This is a genomic window from Mesorhizobium sp. M8A.F.Ca.ET.218.01.1.1 (assembly GCF_004791165.1).
In the GTDB taxonomy this organism is placed as follows: Bacteria; Pseudomonadota; Alphaproteobacteria; order Rhizobiales; family Rhizobiaceae; genus Mesorhizobium.
Genome location: NZ_SRUZ01000001.1, coordinates 437,484 through 456,677, shown reverse-complemented (window position 1 = coordinate 456,677; position 19,194 = coordinate 437,484). Strand labels below are relative to the sequence as shown.

Annotated in this window: 18 protein-coding genes; 17 read left to right on the top strand and 1 reads right to left on the bottom strand. The window is 63.2% G+C overall.

Going from position 1 to position 19,194, the window contains the following annotated elements:
• Positions 1–20 precede the first annotated feature (20 nt).
• From EN861_RS02205 to EN861_RS02170, 8 genes are all read left to right on the top strand, one after another.
• Entirely contained in the window at positions 21–1,013 is a 993-nt protein-coding gene (locus EN861_RS02205) for a PhoH family protein (RefSeq protein WP_224536181.1), read from the top strand.
• Between the two features lie 17 nt (positions 1,014–1,030).
• Positions 1,031–1,537, top strand: a complete 507-nt coding sequence (gene ybeY / locus EN861_RS02200; RefSeq protein ID WP_127870739.1) for an rRNA maturation RNase YbeY — start codon at positions 1,031–1,033, stop codon at positions 1,535–1,537.
• A gap of 28 nt (positions 1,538–1,565) precedes the next feature.
• Positions 1,566–2,642, top strand: a complete 1,077-nt coding sequence (locus EN861_RS02195) for a hemolysin family protein (RefSeq protein WP_127279026.1) — start codon at positions 1,566–1,568, stop codon at positions 2,640–2,642.
• 14 nt (positions 2,643–2,656) lie between these two features.
• Positions 2,657–3,127: a VOC family protein gene (locus tag EN861_RS02190; protein WP_135862100.1), complete on the top strand. Its 471-nt coding sequence runs from the start codon at positions 2,657–2,659 to the stop codon at positions 3,125–3,127.
• A gap of 89 nt (positions 3,128–3,216) precedes the next feature.
• Complete coding sequence (gene lnt / locus EN861_RS02185; protein WP_135862098.1) at positions 3,217–4,809, top strand: apolipoprotein N-acyltransferase; 1,593 nt, start codon at positions 3,217–3,219, stop codon at positions 4,807–4,809.
• A gap of 139 nt (positions 4,810–4,948) precedes the next feature.
• Positions 4,949–5,368 carry a helix-turn-helix transcriptional regulator gene (locus tag EN861_RS02180; RefSeq protein WP_127279029.1) on the top strand — a complete coding sequence of 140 codons (420 nt, stop codon included), beginning with the start codon at positions 4,949–4,951 and terminating at the stop codon, positions 5,366–5,368.
• A 168-nt stretch (positions 5,369–5,536) separates the two neighbouring features.
• The gene (gene metK / locus EN861_RS02175; protein WP_027142039.1) at positions 5,537–6,802 is read left to right on the top strand and encodes a methionine adenosyltransferase; all 1,266 of its coding nucleotides are present in this window, start codon (positions 5,537–5,539) and stop codon (positions 6,800–6,802) included.
• A gap of 27 nt (positions 6,803–6,829) precedes the next feature.
• Complete coding sequence (locus EN861_RS02170) at positions 6,830–7,531, top strand: tRNA (guanosine(46)-N(7))-methyltransferase TrmB (protein ID WP_135862096.1); 702 nt, start codon at positions 6,830–6,832, stop codon at positions 7,529–7,531.
• Between the two features lie 62 nt (positions 7,532–7,593).
• Here EN861_RS02170 and EN861_RS02165 read toward each other — a convergent pair whose 3' ends face one another.
• Positions 7,594–7,758, bottom strand: a complete 165-nt coding sequence (locus EN861_RS02165; RefSeq protein WP_135862094.1) for a hypothetical protein — start codon at positions 7,756–7,758, stop codon at positions 7,594–7,596.
• Positions 7,759–8,046: 288 nt separating this feature from the next.
• Here EN861_RS02165 and rimP point away from each other — a divergent pair, with 288 nt between their 5' ends.
• From rimP to pnp, 9 genes are all read left to right on the top strand, one after another.
• Positions 8,047–8,694, top strand: coding sequence for a ribosome maturation factor RimP (gene rimP / locus EN861_RS02160; protein ID WP_127279033.1), 648 nt, complete (start codon positions 8,047–8,049; stop codon positions 8,692–8,694).
• A 49-nt stretch (positions 8,695–8,743) separates the two neighbouring features.
• Positions 8,744–10,339, top strand: a complete 1,596-nt coding sequence (gene nusA, locus EN861_RS02155; RefSeq protein ID WP_027142036.1) for a transcription termination factor NusA — start codon at positions 8,744–8,746, stop codon at positions 10,337–10,339.
• A gap of 38 nt (positions 10,340–10,377) precedes the next feature.
• Positions 10,378–11,028 (top strand): RNA-binding protein, encoded by a 651-nt coding sequence (locus tag EN861_RS02150; protein ID WP_013891268.1) that lies wholly within the window; start codon positions 10,378–10,380, stop codon positions 11,026–11,028.
• Positions 11,025–13,601, top strand: a complete 2,577-nt coding sequence (gene infB / locus EN861_RS02145; RefSeq protein WP_127279032.1) for a translation initiation factor IF-2 — start codon at positions 11,025–11,027, stop codon at positions 13,599–13,601. The genes EN861_RS02150 and infB overlap by 4 nt, the downstream gene beginning before the upstream one ends.
• Positions 13,602–13,726: 125 nt before the next feature.
• Positions 13,727–14,137 (top strand): 30S ribosome-binding factor RbfA, encoded by a 411-nt coding sequence (gene rbfA / locus EN861_RS02140; protein ID WP_127279031.1) that lies wholly within the window; start codon positions 13,727–13,729, stop codon positions 14,135–14,137.
• On the top strand, positions 14,137–15,123 hold the full coding sequence (gene truB / locus EN861_RS02135; RefSeq protein ID WP_135862956.1) for a tRNA pseudouridine(55) synthase TruB: 987 nt from the start codon (positions 14,137–14,139) through the stop codon (positions 15,121–15,123). The genes rbfA and truB overlap by 1 nt, the downstream gene beginning before the upstream one ends.
• A 45-nt stretch (positions 15,124–15,168) precedes the next feature.
• On the top strand, positions 15,169–16,263 hold the full coding sequence (corA, locus tag EN861_RS02130; protein ID WP_135862091.1) for a magnesium/cobalt transporter CorA: 1,095 nt from the start codon (positions 15,169–15,171) through the stop codon (positions 16,261–16,263).
• 192 nt (positions 16,264–16,455) lie between these two features.
• The gene (rpsO, locus tag EN861_RS02125) at positions 16,456–16,725 is read left to right on the top strand and encodes a 30S ribosomal protein S15 (protein ID WP_006202929.1); all 270 of its coding nucleotides are present in this window, start codon (positions 16,456–16,458) and stop codon (positions 16,723–16,725) included.
• Between the two features lie 279 nt (positions 16,726–17,004).
• Positions 17,005–19,152, top strand: a complete 2,148-nt coding sequence (pnp, locus tag EN861_RS02120) for a polyribonucleotide nucleotidyltransferase (RefSeq protein ID WP_127276880.1) — start codon at positions 17,005–17,007, stop codon at positions 19,150–19,152.
• Positions 19,153–19,194 lie beyond the last annotated feature (42 nt).

Here is a 19,194-nt window from a genome sequence, read left to right as displayed (position 1 = left end):
CGGCATCCGGGGCTTCTGACATGGCGCACATCGTTCTGACTTTCGACAACAATAAGCTTGCCAGCGCCCTTTACGGCCAGTTCGACGAAAACCTCGCCCGGCTCGAGCAGAAACTCGGCGTCGATATCCGTTCGCGCGGCAACCAGCTGACCATCAAAGGATCGGCGTCCGCCGCCGAACAGGCGCGCCGTGCCTTGGACAATCTCTACGGCATCCTGCAGAAAGGCGTCGATATCGGCCAGTCCGATGTCGACGGTGCCGTTCGCATGGCTATCGCCGCCGACGACCAGCTCACACTGCCGACACTGGAGCGCAAGGGCAAGGTTTCCGCCGCCCAGATCGCCACCCGCAAGAAGACGATCTATGCCCGTTCGCTCAACCAGGACGCCTATATGCGGGCGCTGGAGCGTTCGGAGCTGGTGTTCGGCATCGGTCCGGCCGGCACCGGCAAGACCTACCTGGCGGTGGCGCATGCGGCGATGCTGCTCGAGCGTGGCATGGTCGAGCGCATCATCCTGTCGCGGCCGGCAGTCGAAGCCGGCGAACGGCTGGGCTTCCTGCCGGGCGATATGAAGGAGAAGGTCGATCCGTATCTGCGCCCGCTCTACGACGCGCTTTACGACATGATGCCGGCCGACAAGGTCGAGCGCGCCATTGCGGCCGAAGTGATCGAGATCGCGCCGCTAGCCTTCATGCGCGGCCGCACGCTGGCGCATGCCGCGGTGATCCTGGACGAGGCGCAGAACACCACGCCGATGCAGATGAAGATGTTTCTCACCCGTCTCGGCGAGAACTCGCGCATGATCGTCACCGGCGATCCGACCCAGATCGATCTTCCTCCGAGCACCAAATCGGGCCTGGTCGAGGCTTTGCGTGTCCTTGACGGTGTTGCAGGCGCGGTAACCGTGCGCTTCAACGATGTCGACGTCGTTCGCCATCCGCTGGTGGCTGAAATCGTCAGGGCCTATGACCGGGACGCCAAGCTGGCGCGCGGCCTTGGCGCCGAGAATTGATGTGACGATGCAGCCTCATGCCTGAGGACAACACATCCGGCGGCGGGAGCCTTCCGGTTCCCGTCGAGATCGATATATCGATTGAAGCGGGCGGCTGGCCCGATGAAGCAAGCCTGACGCGGCTGGTCGATCGCGCGGTTGATGCCGCCTTTGCCGAGACCGGTGTGACGGGTCATTCCGAACTCAGCATTGTTTTTTCCGACGATGCCCATATCCGTACCTTGAATGCGGACTGGCGCGGCAAGGACAAGCCCACCAACGTCTTGTCTTTCCCGGCTTTTCCGCATGTGAATGGTGGCCCACTGCCGCCGATGCTCGGCGACATCGTGCTTGCCGCCGAAACCGTGGCGCGCGAAGCGGCACTGGAAGACAAGCCGCTGGAGAACCATATCTGCCATCTCGTCATCCATGGCCTGCTGCACCTCATGGGCCATGATCACGAGACCGACGCCGAGGCCGAGGAGATGGAAGCCATCGAGCGCGCCGCGCTTGCAAGGCTTGCCATTCCCGATCCCTACGCGTAACTAAAAAAGACCAATTGACCGGACGACGATGAACGACAAACCAGAGACTGCCGCCCGCCCCGACGCCGGCAGTGCGACCAAGGCTTCCGATACGTCGGAAGAGGGATCAAGTCCGAGTACCATCACTGGCAGCGCCGCCATCGAGCCGTCGCCTGCCGGTCCCTCGCTGTTCAACCGGGTGCTGGGCCTGTTCCGGCAACGCAATGGCACCAGCCTGCGCGAGGAGATCGCCGGCGCGCTCGCCGAGACGACGAGCGATGTCGAATCCTTCTCGCCTGGCGAGCGTGCCATGCTCAACAACATCCTGCGCCTGCGCGAAGTGCGCGTCGAGGACGTCATGGTTCCGCGCGCCGATATCGAGGCGGTCGAGATCGCCACGACGCTTGGTGACTTGCTTGGCATGTTCGAACAATCCGGCCATTCCCGCATGCCGGTCTATTCCGAGACGCTCGACGACCCGCGCGGCATGGTCCATATCCGAGACGTGCTGGCCCATATCACCAAGCTGGCGCGCGTCAGGAAAGGCCGCACGAGCCGCAAAACGCCCGTCGCCACGGTTCTTGATCTTGCCCAGGTCGACCTCGCGCGCACCATCGGCGAGCTCAATCTGATCCGCCAGGTCCTGTTCGTGCCGCCGTCGATGCTTGCTTCCGACTTGATGGGCCGCATGCAGACGACGCGCACGCAAATGGCCCTGGTCATCGATGAATATGGTGGCACGGACGGCCTCGTCTCGCTCGAGGACATCGTCGAGATGGTGGTCGGCGACATCGAGGATGAGCACGACGACGATGAGCCGATGATCACCCAGACCGGCGACGGCGTGTTCATCGTCGATGGCAAGGCCGAGATCGACGAGGTCGCCAAGATGATCGGCGAGGATTTCGCCGCGGGTGAACATGGCGAATATGTCGACACCATTGGCGGCATGATCTTCAACACGCTCGGCCGCGTGCCGGCGCGTGGCGAGGTGGTGCAGGCCATCCCCGGCTTCGAGTTCCATGTGCTCGATGCCGATCCGCGCCGCGTCAAGCGCGTGCGCATCGTGCAGAGCCAGAAGGGCGAGCGCCGCCGGCGCGCCACGGCGCGCACCGAACAGGCCTGAAAAGCTGCCGCGCAATGACAATCGAGGATCCGTTCAAGCATCCAGCCCTCGGTTCTGGTGTGTTCTACCGCGACCCGCGTGCGGCGCTGGATTGGCTCGAAGCGGCCTTCGGCTTCGAGCCCAGCATGGTGGTCAGCGATACCGGCGGGAAGCTGATCCATGCCGAGATGCGGTTCGGGGATGGTTGCATCATCGTCGATTCCGAATGGGCCGATCATGTCGCGAGCCCCGCATCGGTCGGTGGCAAGAACACGCAGTCGGTCTATATCAGGCTGAAAGACGGCCTCGATGCGCATTGCGAGCAGGCCCGCGCGGCCGGTGCCGCCATAATCCAGGAACCGGCGGACCAGTTCTACGGCGAACGCCAGTATCGGGCGCGCGATCCCGAAGGCCATGTCTGGACGTTCACGCAGCCAATCCGTTCTGTTTCCCGTGAGGAGGCCGAGCGCCTGGGTGGCTTGCGCATCGAGGGTTGGCACCGGTAGAGCCATGGTCGGTCATGCGGCCGGCGTTTGGAGTGCAGGCCGCGGCCTGATAAATCTTGGCTCCTGATTCGCGCGACTCGGAAGTATTCATGGTGCGCCTTGCCGGCCGGATAATTCTGCTCTGGGGCTGGCGCCGCGCGCTGGTGGCCTTTCTCGCCGGAGCGCTGGCGGTGCTGGGCCAGGCGCCTTACGATTTCTTCGCCGCCTGTTTCATTTCGTTTCCGGTGCTGGTCTGGCTGCTCGACGGCGCGACCGGCGAAGCCTCCGGCAGCCTGGTCCGGCGCCTGCGGCCGGCTTTCGCCGTCGGCTGGTGGTTTGGCTTCGGTTATTTCCTCGCCGGCCTTTGGTGGATCGGCTCGGCGCTGCTGGTCGAGGCCGACGATTTTGCCTGGGCGCTTCCCTTCGCCGTGGTCGGCATTCCTTTCGCGCTCGCATTTTTCTATGGCTTCGCAACGATGGTCGCCCGCCTCCTGTGGAGCAGCGATATCGGCCGTATCGCTGCCCTTGCCTTCGGTTTTGCGCTGGCGGAGTGGCTGCGCGGCTTCCTGTTCACCGGATTTCCCTGGAATGCCATCGGCTACGCGGCGATGCCGGTCCCCCTTTTGATGCAAAGCGTCTCGGTGACCGGCATGATCGGCATGAACGCGCTCGCGGTTTTCCTTTTCGCACTGCCGGCGCTGCTGGCGGCCCGCCGGCATCTTCGGCTGGGCGCCGCCCTGTTTGTCCTGCTCGTCGCCGCCCATGCCGGCTTTGGCTATGTCAGGCTCGCGGCCCCCGAAAAGCCGGCGGCGCGCAGTCTCGATGTCCGTATCGTCCAGCCGGCCGTCGACCTGTCGGAAAAGTGGGATGCCTCGGTGCGCGACCGCATCTTCGCCACCTTGCTGGGCCTGTCTTCCAAGGCGCCGGATCCAGGTCACGAAAAACCGCAACTGATTCTGTGGCCGGAAACCTCGGTGCCGTTCCTTTTCACCGAGCGCCCCGATGCCTTGACGGCGCTGGGCGACATGCTGGGCGACGGCCAGATGCTGATCGCTGGCGTCGTGCGCGAAGAGGGCGGCTCGGCGGCAAGCCCCGACAGCCGCTACTACAACTCCGTCGTGGCGATCAACGACAAGGGCGAGATCGCCGATGCCGTGGACAAGGTTCATCTGGTGCCGTTCGGCGAGTACCTGCCTTTTGCCGACCTGCTCGGCCGTTTCGGCATCGAACAGCTCGTCGCTGGGCCGATGACGTTCACGGCTGGCAACGAGCGTCATCCCATCACGCTGCCGGGTGGCCTTCGTGCCCTGCCATTTATCTGTTATGAGGTGATCTTTCCCGATCTGGTGGCAGTTGACGCTACGTCAGCGCAGCTTATTGTGAACGTTACCAATGATGCATGGTTCGGCGACACGCCGGGACCGTATCAGCATTTCAGGCAGGCCCAGATTCGCGCGGTGGAGAACGGATTGCCCCTGTTGCGTGCTGCCAACAACGGCATCTCGGCCGTTGTCGACCCCCGTGGCCGCGTCGTCGATGCGCTGGCCATCGACGCGCGCGGGGCCATCGATGTGAAGGTTCCTGTTTCCGAACAGACGGTGATTTCGTCCCGTCAGCGGCGCATTAACGGGACGCTGATCATGTTGCTGTTTGCGCTGGGAGGGGTGCTGTTGAACGTAAGGCAAAGGCTACGGGTGAATTGACAGTTGGCACATTAGAAACTCATACTGTACCGCCTGAAAATTTCTCGAAGCCGGTGGATCGTTCTGTTGGGGCAGTCGCCTCCGGTTTTCTTTGGGCAGGAAAAAAATCACAAAGCCGAAAAAATTCGGCGAGGAAAAAATGACAGAAGAAAACAAGAAGAAACCGAATCCCATCGACATCCACGTTGGAAGCCGGGTCCGGCTTCGCCGCAATATGCTCGGAATGAGCCAGGAAAAGCTGGGCGAGAATCTCGGCATCACGTTTCAACAAATCCAGAAATATGAAAAGGGCACCAATCGCGTCGGCGCCAGCCGTCTGCAGGCGATAGCCTCCATACTCGGCGTGCCCGTCGCCTTCTTTTTCGAGGATGCGCCGGGCCAGGAGCTGACGGCCAACCGTGGTTTTGCCGAGGATAGCTCGATGGCTTTCGCCGTCGAATTCTGCGGCAGTCCCGAAGGGCTTCAGCTCAACCGGGCCTTTGTCAAGATCGCCGACGTCAAGGTGCGCCGCAGGATCATAGACCTGGTGAAATCGCTCGCCGAGGACGATCTCGACTGATCCGCGATGCGCTTCGCACCGGCGGCGTGCGCCGCCGGTGGCACAAGATATCGTCTCCGACATTCAGGCCAGACCGGCGGCAACGCTTGACGAGCAGCGCTTTGCCCCGCTAACACGTGGCGCGCCAAAATCGGCAGCCTGCCGATCGTTTTTCAAGAGGGGACACCCGTGACGCGGCAGAACTACTTCTTTACCTCGGAATCCGTTGCCGAGGGCCATCCCGACAAAGTCTGTGACCGGATCTCCGACGAAATTGTCGATCTGGTCTATCGTGAAGCCAAGAAGACCGGCATGGACCCGTGGAAAGTCCGTGTCGCCTGCGAGACGCTGGCGACCACCAACCGCGTCGTCATCGCCGGCGAGGTGCGCGTCCCCGAGACGCTCTTGAAGAAGGACAAGGCCGGCAACATCCTCAAGGATGCCGCGGGCCACCCGGTCGTCAATCCGGCGAAGTTCAAATCCGTCGCCCGCAAGGCGATCCGCGAGATCGGCTACGAGCAGGCCGGCTTCCACTGGAAGACGGCCAAGATCGAGGTCCTGCTGCATGGCCAGTCGCCCGACATCGGCCAGGGCGTGGACAACGCGGCCGACCGTCAGGGCGAGGAAGGTGCCGGCGACCAGGGCATCATGTTCGGCTATGCCTGCCGCGAGACGCCTGACCTGATGCCGGCGCCGATCTACTACAGCCACAAGATCCTCGAACTCCTGGCCGCCGCCCGTCACGAGAACAATGGCGAGGCCGGCAAGCTTGGCCCCGATGCCAAGAGCCAGGTCACCGTTCGCTATGTCGACGGCAAGGCCGCGGAGGCGACGCAGATCGTGCTGTCGACCCAGCATCTCGATTCGAGCTGGGATTCCAAGAAGGTCCGCAAGGTCGTGGAACCCTATATCCGCGAGGCATTGGGCGACCTCAAGATCGCTGACGACTGCATGTGGTACATCAACCCGACCGGCAAGTTCGTCATCGGCGGTCCGGACGGCGATGCCGGCCTGACGGGCCGCAAGATCATCGTCGACACCTATGGCGGCGCGGCCCCGCATGGCGGCGGCGCCTTCTCCGGCAAGGACACCACCAAGGTCGACCGGTCGGCCGCCTATGCGGCGCGCTACCTGGCCAAGAACGTCGTGGCGGCGAAGCTTGCCGACCGCTGCACCATCCAGCTGTCCTACGCCATCGGCGTCGCCCAGCCGCTGTCGGTCTATGTCGACCTGCACGGCACCGGCAAGGTCGACGAGGCCAAACTCGAGGATGCCCTGCGCACCGTGATGGACCTGTCGCCGTCCGGCATTCGCCGTCATCTCGATCTCAACAAGCCGATCTACGCCAAGACGTCGTCTTACGGCCATTTTGGCCGCAAGGCTGGCCGTGACGGGTCTTTCTCCTGGGAAAAGACCGATCTGGCCAAGGCGCTCAAGGATGCTGTCGCGGCCTGAGGGCGGCGGCAGGACTTGCGCCAATCGATGCGTGACGGGGACAGGCCAAGCCGCACGACCGAAGCCTTCTTCGGCCGTCGGCGCGGCAAACCCGTTCGCCCGCAGCAAGCGGCGGCGCTGGAAAGCGGGCTTGGCGCCTATCGGCTCGATCTGACGGCTGAAGCCCCGTCGGATCCGCGGACCCTGTTCAAAACCGAGGTTTCGGCGGTTCGGCTCGAGATCGGCTTTGGCGGCGGCGAACATCTTCTGCATCGCGCGACCGAGGCGCCGACGATCGGCTTCATCGGCGTGGAGCCCTTCGTCAACGGCATGGCCAAGATGATGATGGCGGTGCGGGCAGCGCCGCTGGCCAATCTCAGGGTCTACGACGACGACGCCACCCAGTTGCTTGACTGGCTGCCGCCGTCCTCGCTCGACGGTATCGACCTTCTCTATCCCGACCCCTGGCCTAAGAAGAAGCACTGGAAGCGGCGTTTCGTCAGCCCGGTCAATCTCGACCGTTTCGCGCGCGTCCTGAAGCCGGGCTCAAAATTCCGCTTCGCGTCCGACATCGACACTTATGTGAACTGGACCTTGCTGCATTGCCGGGCGCATGGCGCTTTTGCGTGGCAGGCGGATGAGGCAGCCGACTGGCATCGTCCCTATGAGGGTTGGCCGGGTACACGCTATGAGGCCAAGGCCATTCGCGAGGAGCGCCGGCCGGCCTATCTTACCTTCATCAGGACGTAGGCGCTCCCGACCGTCGACGGCTCCGGCAACTTGCCGGGAGCCGAATCGAATGCTCATCGCAGTCAGAAACGGCCGATCCTGTTGAATATGGCCGGGTCCATGCCGAGATTGCGCAGGTCGTCGGCTCGTGGCTTACGCCCGGCTTCCACGGCGCGCGATGCGGCAACGGCGCTGCCGAATGTGGTGAAGAGATCGCCCAAGGCAGAGAATATCCTGCGGCTGCTCATGATCTTGTCCTTCCGCGCGCCAGCGCGAGCCAATTCAATTCATTTGATGGCTAACAAATAAGAGCGCGACGCGGGCTCTCACAGGGGGATTGCCGCATGGCGGCCATGCGCCTGGAACAACCCTGAACCCACAGGCTTTTGTCCGGCCGGGACTGCGGACTTGAAACACCAGCCCGGATCGTTTATATCAGCCTCAAATTCTTGGTCGGTATGACGAAGAGTGGGTCCACCCGGTCCCGCTCTTTTTTATTACCTGCCGATAGGTTCGAAACGAACGACAGGCAATTGATGACTGCAACGGCAAGCGAAGGTGACGACCGCATCATCCGCGAAAGCGGCATCGATGCGCGCATTGCGCTGATCGTCCAGCCGGTGCTGCGCGGCATCGGCTTTCGCCTCGTGCGCGTGCATCTGTCCGGCCAGAACGGACTGACGCTGCAGATCATGGCCGAGCGTGAGGACGGCACCATGACCGTCGAGGATTGCGAAGAGGTCAGCCGCGCGGTGTCGCCGGCGCTCGACGTCGATGATCCGATCGAAAAGGCCTATCATCTCGAAGTTTCTTCGCCCGGAATCGATCGGCCCTTGGTGCGCAAATCGGATTTCGTGACCTGGACCGGTCATCTGGTGAAGATGGAGACTTCGGTCGTCGTCGCCGATCGCAAGCGTTTCAAGGGCAAGATCGCCGAGGCCGGTGAGAACGATGTGCTGATCGAGCGCGACAAGGCGGCCTATGGTGAGGAGCCGACGGTGCGCGTGCCCTACGATGCCATTGCCGATGTCCGGCTGATCCTGACCGACGACCTCATTCGCGAAGCGTTGTCGAAGGACAACAGGGCGCGCAAGGAAGCCAAGAGACGCCGCGGTGAACCGGACGACGATGTGTCCGAGGGTGCGGAACCGGACGTCACGGAAGAACACGAACAGGAAATTTGATTGAGCTGCCGGGCGCAAAGGTCCGGCGAACAGGCTCGGGAGAAAGAACATGGTTGTAAGCGCCAACAGACTTGAACTGCTGCAGATTGCCGATGCGGTCGCGCGTGAAAAGTCGATCGACAAGTCGATCGTCATCGCCGCCATGGCCGATGCGATCCAGAAGGCGGCGCGTTCGCGTTATGGTCAGGAGACCAACATCCGCGCCGACATCAACCCGAACACTGGCGAGATGAAGCTGCAGCGGCTGATGGAAGTGGTCGAGAAGGTCGACGATTACGCCACCCAGATCGCCATTTCCTCCGCCCGCGAGCGCAATCCCGACGCCCAGCTCGGCGATTTCATCGCCGAACAGCTGCCGCCGATGGATTTCGGCCGCATCGCCGCCCAGTCTGCCAAGCAGGTTATCGTGCAGAAGGTGCGCGAGGCCGAGCGTGACCGCCAGTACGACGAGTACAAGGACCGTATCGGCGAGATCGTCAACGGCACCGTCAAGCGCGTCGAATATGGCAACGTCATCGTCGATCTCGGCCGTGGCGAAGCGATCATTCGTCGCGACGAGCTGATTCCGCGTGAAAACTACAAATATGGCGATCGCGTCCGCGCCTATGTCTACGACGTGCGCCGCGAGCAGCGTGGCCCGCAGATCTTCCTGTCGCGCACCCATCCGCAGTTCATGGCCAAGCTCTTCACCATGGAAGTGCCTGAGATCTATGACGGCATCATCGAGATCAAGTCGGTCGCCCGCGACCCGGGCTCGCGCGCCAAGATCGCCGTCATCTCGCGTGATAGCTCGATCGATCCGGTCGGCGCCTGCGTTGGTATGCGCGGCAGCCGCGTCCAGGCCGTCGTCGGCGAATTGCAGGGCGAGAAGATCGACATCATTCCGTGGTCGCCTTCGGCCGCCTCCTTCATCGTCAATGCGCTGCAGCCGGCGGAAGTCGCCAAGGTCGTGCTCGACGAGGATGCGGAGCGCATCGAAGTGGTGGTTCCCGACGATCAGCTGTCGCTGGCCATCGGCCGCCGCGGCCAGAACGTGCGCCTTGCCTCGCAGCTCACTGGCTGGGATATCGACATCCTGACCGAGGCCGAGGAATCCGAGCGCCGTCAGAAGGAATTCGTCGAGCGCTCGGCGCTGTTCATGGAAGCGCTCGATGTCGACGAGATGGTCGGTCAGGTGCTGGCCTCCGAAGGTTTCACCAGCGTCGAGGAAGTCGCCTATGTCGATGCCGGCGAAATCGCCTCCATCGACGGCTTCGATGAGGATACCGCCTCTGAAATCCAGACCCGCGCCCGCGAATATCTGGAGAAGATCGAAGCCGAGCACGACGAGAAGCGCAAGGCGCTGGGCGTTTCGGATGATCTGCGCGAAATTCCAGGCGTCACCACCGCCATGATGGTGACGCTCGGCGAGGACGGCGTGAAGACGATCGAGGATTTCGCCGGCTATGCCGCCGACGACCTCACCGGCTGGAAGGAACGCAAGGACGGCGAGACCAAGGTCTATCCCGGCGTGCTGGCCAACCACGGCGTTTCGCGCGCCGATGCCGAGCAGATGGTTCTGGCCGCTCGCCTCAAGGCCGGCTGGATCACCGAGGACGAGCTTGCGGCCGAAGAAGAAACGGCTGACGAAGCCGTTGGTGCGTGAGGTGAAACCGCATCGCACACAACCCGCCCTTGGACGAGATGAACGATCGCACCTGCATCGTCACCCGAAAACAGGCCGAACCGGATGAACTGATCCGGTTCGTCGTCGGTCCGGATTCGGCCGTCGTTCCCGATCTCAAGCGAAATCTGCCCGGCCGTGGTTGCTGGGTGAGTGCCGACCGCCTACATATCGAGAAGGCGGCGGCCAAGAACCTTTTTGCCCGCGCCTTCAAGGCACAGGTGGTCGTACCGCCCGATCTCGGCGGCATGGTCGACGGGTTGCTCTCCAGGTCCGCTTTAGGCATGCTGGGCCTTGCCCGCAAGGCAGGCGCGATTTCGCTGGGTGCCACCAAGGTGGAGAGCGCGGTGCGCGGCGGGCTGGCGCTTTTCGTGCTCCACGCGACCGAGGCATCCGACGACGGCGTACGCAAGATCAGCCAGGCGCGGCGGGCGACCGTCCATATTGGCGGCCCTTCCATCCTTGCCTACAAACTTTTCTCCGAGGCCGAGTTGAGCTTGGCATTGGGGGGTACAAATGTGATACATGCTGCCGTCCTCGCGGGAGACGCGGGTAAGGCGGTCCAGAAGCGCATGGTTGCGCTCGACCGATATCGGGGCGGAACCCCGGACGATCTTGCAATGCTTGCGGCCGTTGCTGACGAAGATGATGCTGCAGAGGATATGGAATGAACGATACGAAATCGGGCGACGACAAGACGTTGAGTGTTACACCGAAGAAGACCTTGACGCTGAAGCGCCCCGGCATGGAACAGGGCACTGTGCGCCAGAACTTCTCGCACGGCCGTACCAAGTCGGTCGTGGTCGAGACCAAGAAGCGCAAGTTCTCGCTGCCCGGCGATAAGCCGGAGCCGGTTGCCGCTCCGGCTGCGCCCGTCTTCACGCCGAAGCCGGCGGTCGTGGCGGCACCTGTCGTGCAGGAAGCGCCCAAGGCGCCGCCCCCGCCGCGGCCTCCGGTCGAGCGCAGCGGCATGGTGCTGAACGAATTGTCGCGCAGCGAAATGGACGCGCGCCGCAGGGCGCTCGAGGGCTCGAAGGTCCGCGAGGTCGAAGACCGTCAGCGCGCGGCCGAAGAGGCCAAGCGCCGCGCCGAGGACGAAGAGCGCCGCAAGCGCGAACGCGAGGACTCCGCGCGCCGCCAGGCCGAGGAAGAGGCACGGCTGCAGACCGAGGCCGAATCGCGCCGTCGCGCCGAGGAAGAGGCTCGCCGTCGCGCACCGCAAGCCGCTGAGTTGGCGACCGCCGACGAGGAGGAAGAGGTCAAGCCGAAGCGGGCGATCGCTGGTGCGCCGGTGCGCCGCCTGGTCACGCCCGAAGTGGCGCGCCCGGCCAAGCCGACCAAGAGCGAGGAAGACCGCCGCCGTGGCAAGCTGACACTGAATTCCGCGTTGTCCGACGAGGATGCGCGGGCCCGTTCGCTGTCGTCGATGCGTCGCCGCCAGGAAAAATTCAAGCGCGCGATGCACAATGAGCCGCGCGAAAAGGTCATGCGCGAAGTGATCCTGCCCGAGACCATCACCATCCAGGAACTGGCGCAGCGCATGTCCGAGCGTGCTGTCGACCTGGTCAAGTACTTCATGAAGCAGGGCCAGATCCTGAAGCCGGGCGACGTCATCGACGCCGACACGGCCGAGCTGGTGGCCACCGAATTCGGCCACACGGTTCGCCGCGTCGCCGAGTCCGACATCGAGGAAGGCCTGTTCAACATCGCCGACCGTCCGGAAGACCTCGTGTCGCGTCCGCCGGTCGTCACCATCATGGGCCACGTCGACCACGGCAAGACGTCGCTGCTCGATGCCATCCGCAACGCCAATGTCGTTTCCGGCGAGGCCGGCGGCATCACCCAGCATATCGGCGCCTATCAGGTCGAGAAGAACGGTCAGAAGATCACCTTCATCGACACGCCCGGCCACGCCGCCTTCACGGCCATGCGCGCCCGTGGCGCCCAGGCGACCGACATCGCCATCCTGGTGGTTGCGGCCGACGACAGCGTCATGCCGCAGACGATCGAATCGATCAGCCATGCCAAGGCGGCCGGCGTTCCGATCATCGTGGCGATCAACAAGATCGACAAGCATGACGCCGATCCGCAGAAAGTGCGCTCGGAACTCTTGCGCCACGAGGTCTTCGTCGAATCGATGGGCGGTGAGGTGCTGGACGTCGAAGTGTCGGCGACCAAGGGCACCAATCTCGACAAGTTGCTCGAAGCGATCCTGCTGCAGGCCGAAATCCTCGACCTCAAGGCCAACCCCGACCGCACCGCCGAAGGTGTCGTCATCGAGGCGCAGCTCGACAAGGGCCGTGGTCCCGTCGCCACCGTGCTGGTGCAGACCGGCACGTTGATGCCGGGCGACATCCTCGTCGCCGGCAACGAATGGGGCCGTGTGCGCGCGCTCGTCAACGATCGCGGCGAGCAGATCAAGGAAGCGCCGCCGGCGATGCCGGTCGAGGTGCTCGGCCTTCAGGGAACCCCGCAGGCCGGCGACCGCTTCGCGGTGGTCAACAACGAGGCCCGCGCCCGCGAGATCACCGAATATCGCCAGCGTCTGGCACGCGAGAAGGCGGTGGCCAGGCATGCCGGCCAGCGTGGCTCGCTCGAACAGATGATGTCGCAGTTGCAGACGAGCGGGCTGAAGGAATTCCCGCTGGTCATCAAGGGCGACGTGCAGGGTTCGATCGAAGCGATCAATGCTGCCCTGGACAAGCTCGGCACCGACGAAGTGCGTGCGCGCATCGTTCATTCCGGCGCCGGCGCCATCACCGAAAGCGACGTCTCGCTGGCGGAAACGTCCGGCGCGGCGATCATCGGCTTCAACGTGCGCGCCAATGTGCAGGCGCGTGCCGCGGCCGCGGCCGCGGGCATCGAGATCCGCTACTACTCGATCATCTACAACCTGGTGGATGATGTGAAGGCGGCTCTGTCGGGCCTGCTGTCGCCGGAGCGTCGCGAGACCTTCATCGGCAATGCCGAGATCCTCGAGATCTTCGACATCACCAAGGTCGGCAAGATCGCCGGCTGCCGTGTCACCGAGGGCAAGGTCGAGCGTGGCGCGGGCGTGCGCCTGATCCGCGACAACGTGGTCATCCACGAAGGCACGCTGAAGACCCTGAAGCGCTTCAAGGACGAGGTTTCGGAAGTCCCGGGCGGCCAGGAATGCGGCATGGCCTTCCAGAACTACGAAGACATGCGCGTCGGCGACATCATCGAGTGCTTCCGCGTCGAGATGGTGACCCGCACACTCTGAGTTCGAGTGGCTTGTCGATATTGGGCGGTGGTCGAAAGACCGCCGCCTTGGTGCTATTGAGAATGACCGTTTGAGACATGCGGCACGGTCCTATCCCGCGCCTCACGCTTTCAGGATTGAGAAAAATGCCCCGTTCCACAACATCAAGCCCATCCCAGCGCATGCTGCGCGTCGGCGAGCAGGTGCGCCATGCACTCTCCGAAACCTTGCAGCGCGGCGAAATCATCGACCCGTTGATTGAAAATTCGGTCGTTTCGGTCTCGGAAGTGCGCATGTCGCCCGATCTCAAGATCGCCACCGCCTTTGTTTCTCCGCTCGGCGCCAAGGATGCCGACGCGGTGATCGAGGCGCTGAACAAGCATGCCAAGTTCGTGCGCGGCCGTGTCTCCGGCGCGCTCAGGCAGATGAAGTACATGCCGGAATTCCGCTTCCGGCTCGATACCTCCTTCGACAATTTCGCCAGGATCAACGACCTGCTGAAATCGCCCGAAGTGGCGCGCGATCTGGATACCGACGACAACAAGGAAGAAGAATGATGGGGCGTCGCGGCAAGAAGAAGGGCCGGCCGGTTTCCGGCTGGGTGGTGCTGGACAAGCCGGTCGGCATGGGCTCGACCGAAGCCGTCTCCAAGATCAAATGGCTGTTTCAGGCCGAAAAGGCCGGCCATGCCGGCACGCTCGACCCTCTTGCCTCCGGCATGCTGCCGATCGCGCTCGGCGAAGCCACCAAGACCGTGCCCTACGTGCAGGACGGCGCCAAGATCTACCGCTTCACCGTTGCCTGGGGCGATGAGCGCTCCACCGACGATCTTGAAGGGCCGGTGACGAAGAGCTCCGACCTGCGTCCGGCGGAAGCCGAGGTGCGGGCGCTGCTGCCGAAATACACCGGCGTCATCATGCAGACGCCGCCGCAATTTTCGGCGATCAAGATTGCGGGCGAGCGCGCCTACGACCTCGCCCGCGAAGGCGAGATGGTCGACATACCGCCGCGTGAGATCGAGATCGGCCGGCTCGATATTGTCGAGCACAAGCCGGACCAGACGATTTTCGAAGTCGAATGCGGTAAGGGCACCTATGTGCGTTCGCTGGCCCGCGACATGGGCCGCGACCTCGGCTGCTTCGGCCATATCAGCGAGCTGCGCCGGGTCGAGGTCGAGCCGTTCACGCCAGAGGACTTCGTCACCATTGCCGAACTCGAGGCCGCCCGCTTCGGCGCCACTGGCGATGAGAATTCGGAAGCGGCCGACGACGCCGAACCGGCAGACGCGGTGGCCAAGCCGGTCGACTTCGGCGCCATCGACACGCTTCTGGTGGACACCTCGGCTGCCCTCGACTGCCTGCCGCAGATCGCCATCAGCGATGACGCGGCGACAAAGATCCGCCTCGGCAATCCTGTCATCATTCGTGGCCGTGACGCACCGGTGGAGGCCGAAGAGGCCTGCGCGACGTCACGCGGCAAGCTGGTCGCCATCGGCGCGATCGAGCAAGGCATGTTCAAGCCCAAGCGGGTCTTTGCCGGGTGATGCCACTCATCTAATGTCGGTGCGACATCGCGGCAGAGGGGCTCCATGGCAAAGGCTGACACGGTCAAGAAGCGCGCGCCGGTGAAGACGAGGCGGCCGCCTGTCGGCGCCTCGCCCGGTACGCTGATCGCCGATCCGGCGGCGCGGCGCTCCGAATTGCGGCTGACCTTGATCTCGCCGCAGAAATTCAAGACCATCGAGAATGCCAGCATCGACGATGTCAAGGCCAATTGCCGGAAATGGCCCGTCATCTGGCTCGACTGCACCGGCCTCGCCAACATCCAATTGATCGAGGAGATCGGCCGCATCTTCAGCCTGCATCCGCTGGCGCTGGAGGATGTTGTCAACACCGGCCAGCGGCCGAAAGTCGACTTCTTCGAGGATCACGCCTTCGTCGTCGTGCGCATGATCGACGATGTCACGTCGCATCGTTACGAGCAGATCGCTCTCTTCCTCGGCGAGAACTTCGTCGTCACCTTCCAGGAGCGCGAGGGCGATCCCTTCGATCCCGTGCGCAAGCGCATCGAGAGTTCGGCGCCCAACCGCTTGCGCACTCGCGGCGCCGATTATCTCGCCTATGCGCTGATCGACGCCATCGTCGACAGCTATTTTCCGCCGATCGAGGCTGCCGGCGACCTGGTCGACAGCATCGAGGACCAGATGCTGCATTCGACGCACAAGCACCAGATGCGGCAGCTGCACGAATTGCGGCGCGATGCCAATGTCCTGAAAGGCGTGCTGTGGCCGATGCGCGATGCGCTGGCGACGCTGATCCGCAACGATGTGTCCTATGTCAGAGCTGAAACCAAGGTCTTCCTCAACGACACGCTCGACCATTCGCTCAGGCTGATCGAGCTGGTCGAGACCCAGCGCGACATGCTGACCGGGCTGATCGAGATGCACCTGTCGCTGAGCCAGGCGCGCACCAACGACGTCATCTCTTACCTCACCATCGTCTCGGTCATCTTCATGCCGCTCACCTTCCTCGTCGGCGTCTGGGGCATGAACTTCAGTCCCGACGCCTCGCCATGGAACATGCCGGAGCTGCGATCCTACTATGGTTATCCGGCGGCACTCGTCTTCATGCTGCTCGTCGCGGTCGGGCTGATCGCCTTCTTCAGATGGAAGAAGTGGCTTTAGCCACGGCGAAAGGCTTCTTTCATACCGCAAAAGCCGCGACAAAGCCGGCTTGTGAATTGGGCTGGTGTTTTTCGGGGAATTGCACTATATGCGCCGCAGCATAGCGCCTTGACGCTTTGCATGCACGGCCCCTGCTGGACGACATCCCGGCTGTGGGCGACCCGTTTCCTCAAACAGATAAGGAAAAACACGATGTCGATTACTGCCGAGCGCAAACAGGAATTGATGGGTGAATTCGCAACCGCCAAGGGCGATACCGGGTCTCCGGAAGTCCAGGTGGCCATCCTTTCCGAGCGCATCAAGAACCTGACCGACCATTTCAAGGACCACAAGAAGGATAACCATTCCCGCCGTGGTCTGCTCGCTCTCGTGTCCCAGCGCCGCAGCCTGCTTGATTATCTCAAGCGCAAGGACGACGCGCGCTATCAGACACTGATCGAGAAGCTCGGTCTGCGCCGTTGACGAATTGACCGGCGGACTTTCTTCGGAAAGTCCGCCGGTCACGCATTCTGCCAGCCGTGTCGGCTGGCCAGACCCGGTTTCGAGCGTGCAGAGGGCCACTCGAAACCGCCCATGGACGGTCATGGGGCAGGATTGCAGGACGCTCGTGCGCGCTCTTCGCGCCTAAATCATCCGAGCTTCCCGTTGTCTTGCCCGTGGCTGCCCGAGAAAGGAAGCCAGGGAAAGGGCATCCGCGCACCGTGAAACGGCGCGCCCCTTTCCGCTTATTAAGGACAAGACATGTTCAATCACCACAAAGTGGAAATCGAATGGGGCGGCCGTCCGCTCATCCTGGAAACCGGCAAGATCGCGCGCCAGGCCGATGGCGCTGTGCTCGCCACTTATGGCGAGACCAAGGTGCTGGCCACCGTCGTTTCGATGAAGGAGCCGAAGCCCGGCCTCGATTTCTTTCCGCTGACCGTCAACTACCAGGAAAAGACCTATGCCGCCGGCAAGATCCCGGGCGGCTATTTCAAGCGTGAAGGCCGTCCGAGCGAAAAGGAAACGCTGGTTTCCCGCCTCATCGACCGCCCGATCCGCCCGCTCTTCGCCGACGGCTACAAGAACGACACGCAGATCGTCGTCACCGTCGTGCAGCACGATCTCGAAAATGATCCGGACATCCTGTCGATCGTCGCCACCTCGGCGGCCCTGACGCTCTCCGGCGTTCCGTTCATGGGCCCGGTCGGCGGCGCCCGCGTCGGCTACATCAACGGCGAATATGTGCTGAACCCGCATGTCGATGAGATGCAGGAATCCAAGCTCGACCTCGTTGTCGCCGGCACCGCCGACGCCGTGCTGATGGTCGAGTCGGAAGCCAAGGAACTTGGCGAAGAGCTGATGCTCGGCGCCGTCATGTTTGGCCACAAGGGTTTCCAGCCGGTCATCGACGCCATCATCAAGCTGGCCGAAGTTGCAGCCAAGGAACCGCGCGACTTCACCGCGCCGGATTATTCCGCGCTTGAGGCCGAGATGCTGAAGATCGTCGGCGACGAGCTCAGCAATGCCTACAAGAACGTCGACAAGCAGAAGCGTTACGCCGCGGTCGACGCCGTCAAGGCGAAGGTCAAGGCCGCGTTTGCCCCCGCTGAAGGCGAGGACGCAAAGTACACCTCCGAACAGATCGGCTCGGTGTTCAAGGAGCTCCAGGCCAAGGTCGTGCGCTGGAACATTCTCGACACCGGCTCGCGCATCGATGGCCGCGACCTCAAGACGGTTCGCAAGATCGTTTCCGAAGTCGGCGTCCTGCCGCGCACCCATGGTTCGGCGCTGTTCACCCGCGGCGAGACCCAGGCGCTGGTCGTCGCCACGCTCGGCACCGGCGAGGACGAGCAGTATGTCGATTCCCTGACCGGCATGTACAAGGAGAAGTTCCTCCTTCACTACAACTTCCCTCCCTATTCCGTCGGTGAGACCGGCCGCATGGGTTCGCCGGGCCGCCGCGAAATCGGCCACGGCAAGCTCGCCTGGCGCGCCATCCGTCCGATGCTGCCCTCCGCTGACCAGTTCCCCTACACGCTGCGCGTCGTCTCGGAGATCACCGAGTCCAACGGTTCGTCGTCTATGGCCACCGTCTGCGGTACCTCGCTGGCGCTGATGGATGCCGGCGTGCCGCTGGCCAAGCCGGTTGCCGGCATCGCCATGGGCCTGATCAAGGAAGGCGAGCGCTTCGCCGTGCTCTCCGATATCCTTGGCGACGAAGATCATCTCGGCGACATGGACTTCAAGGTCGCCGGCACCGAAGGCGGCATCACCTCGCTGCAGATGGACATCAAGATCGATGGCATCACCGAGGAGATCATGAAGATCGCCCTTGGCCAGGCCAAGGACGGCCGCCTGCACATCCTCGGCGAAATGGCCCATGCCCTGACCGGCGCCCGTCCCGAACTCGGCGAGTTCGCGCCGCGCATCGAGGTCATGCACATCCCGACCGACAAGATCCGCGACGTCATCGGTTCGGGCGGCAAGGTCATCCGCGAGATCGTCGAGAAGACCGGCGCCAAGATCAACATCGAGGACGACGGCACGGTCAAGATCGCTTCCTCGAACGCCAAGGAGATCGAGGCGGCCAAGAAGTGGATCCACACCATCGTCGCCGAGCCGGAAGTCGGCGAAATCTACGAAGGCACGGTCGTCAAGACCGCCGACTTCGGCGCCTTCGTCAACTTCTTCGGTCCGCGTGACGGCCTCGTCCACATCTCGCAGCTCGCCAACGACCGGGTCGCTAAGACCTCGGACGTCGTCAAGGAAGGCGACAAGGTCTGGGTCAAGCTGATGGGCTTCGACGAGCGCGGCAAGGTTCGCCTGTCGATGAAGGTCGTCGACCAGGCCACCGGCAAGGAAATCGCCCGCGACAAGAAGACCGAAGGCGAAGAAAACGCCGCCTGATCGGTCCGACGGAAAAACGAGGCGGGCGCGGCTTAGGTCGCG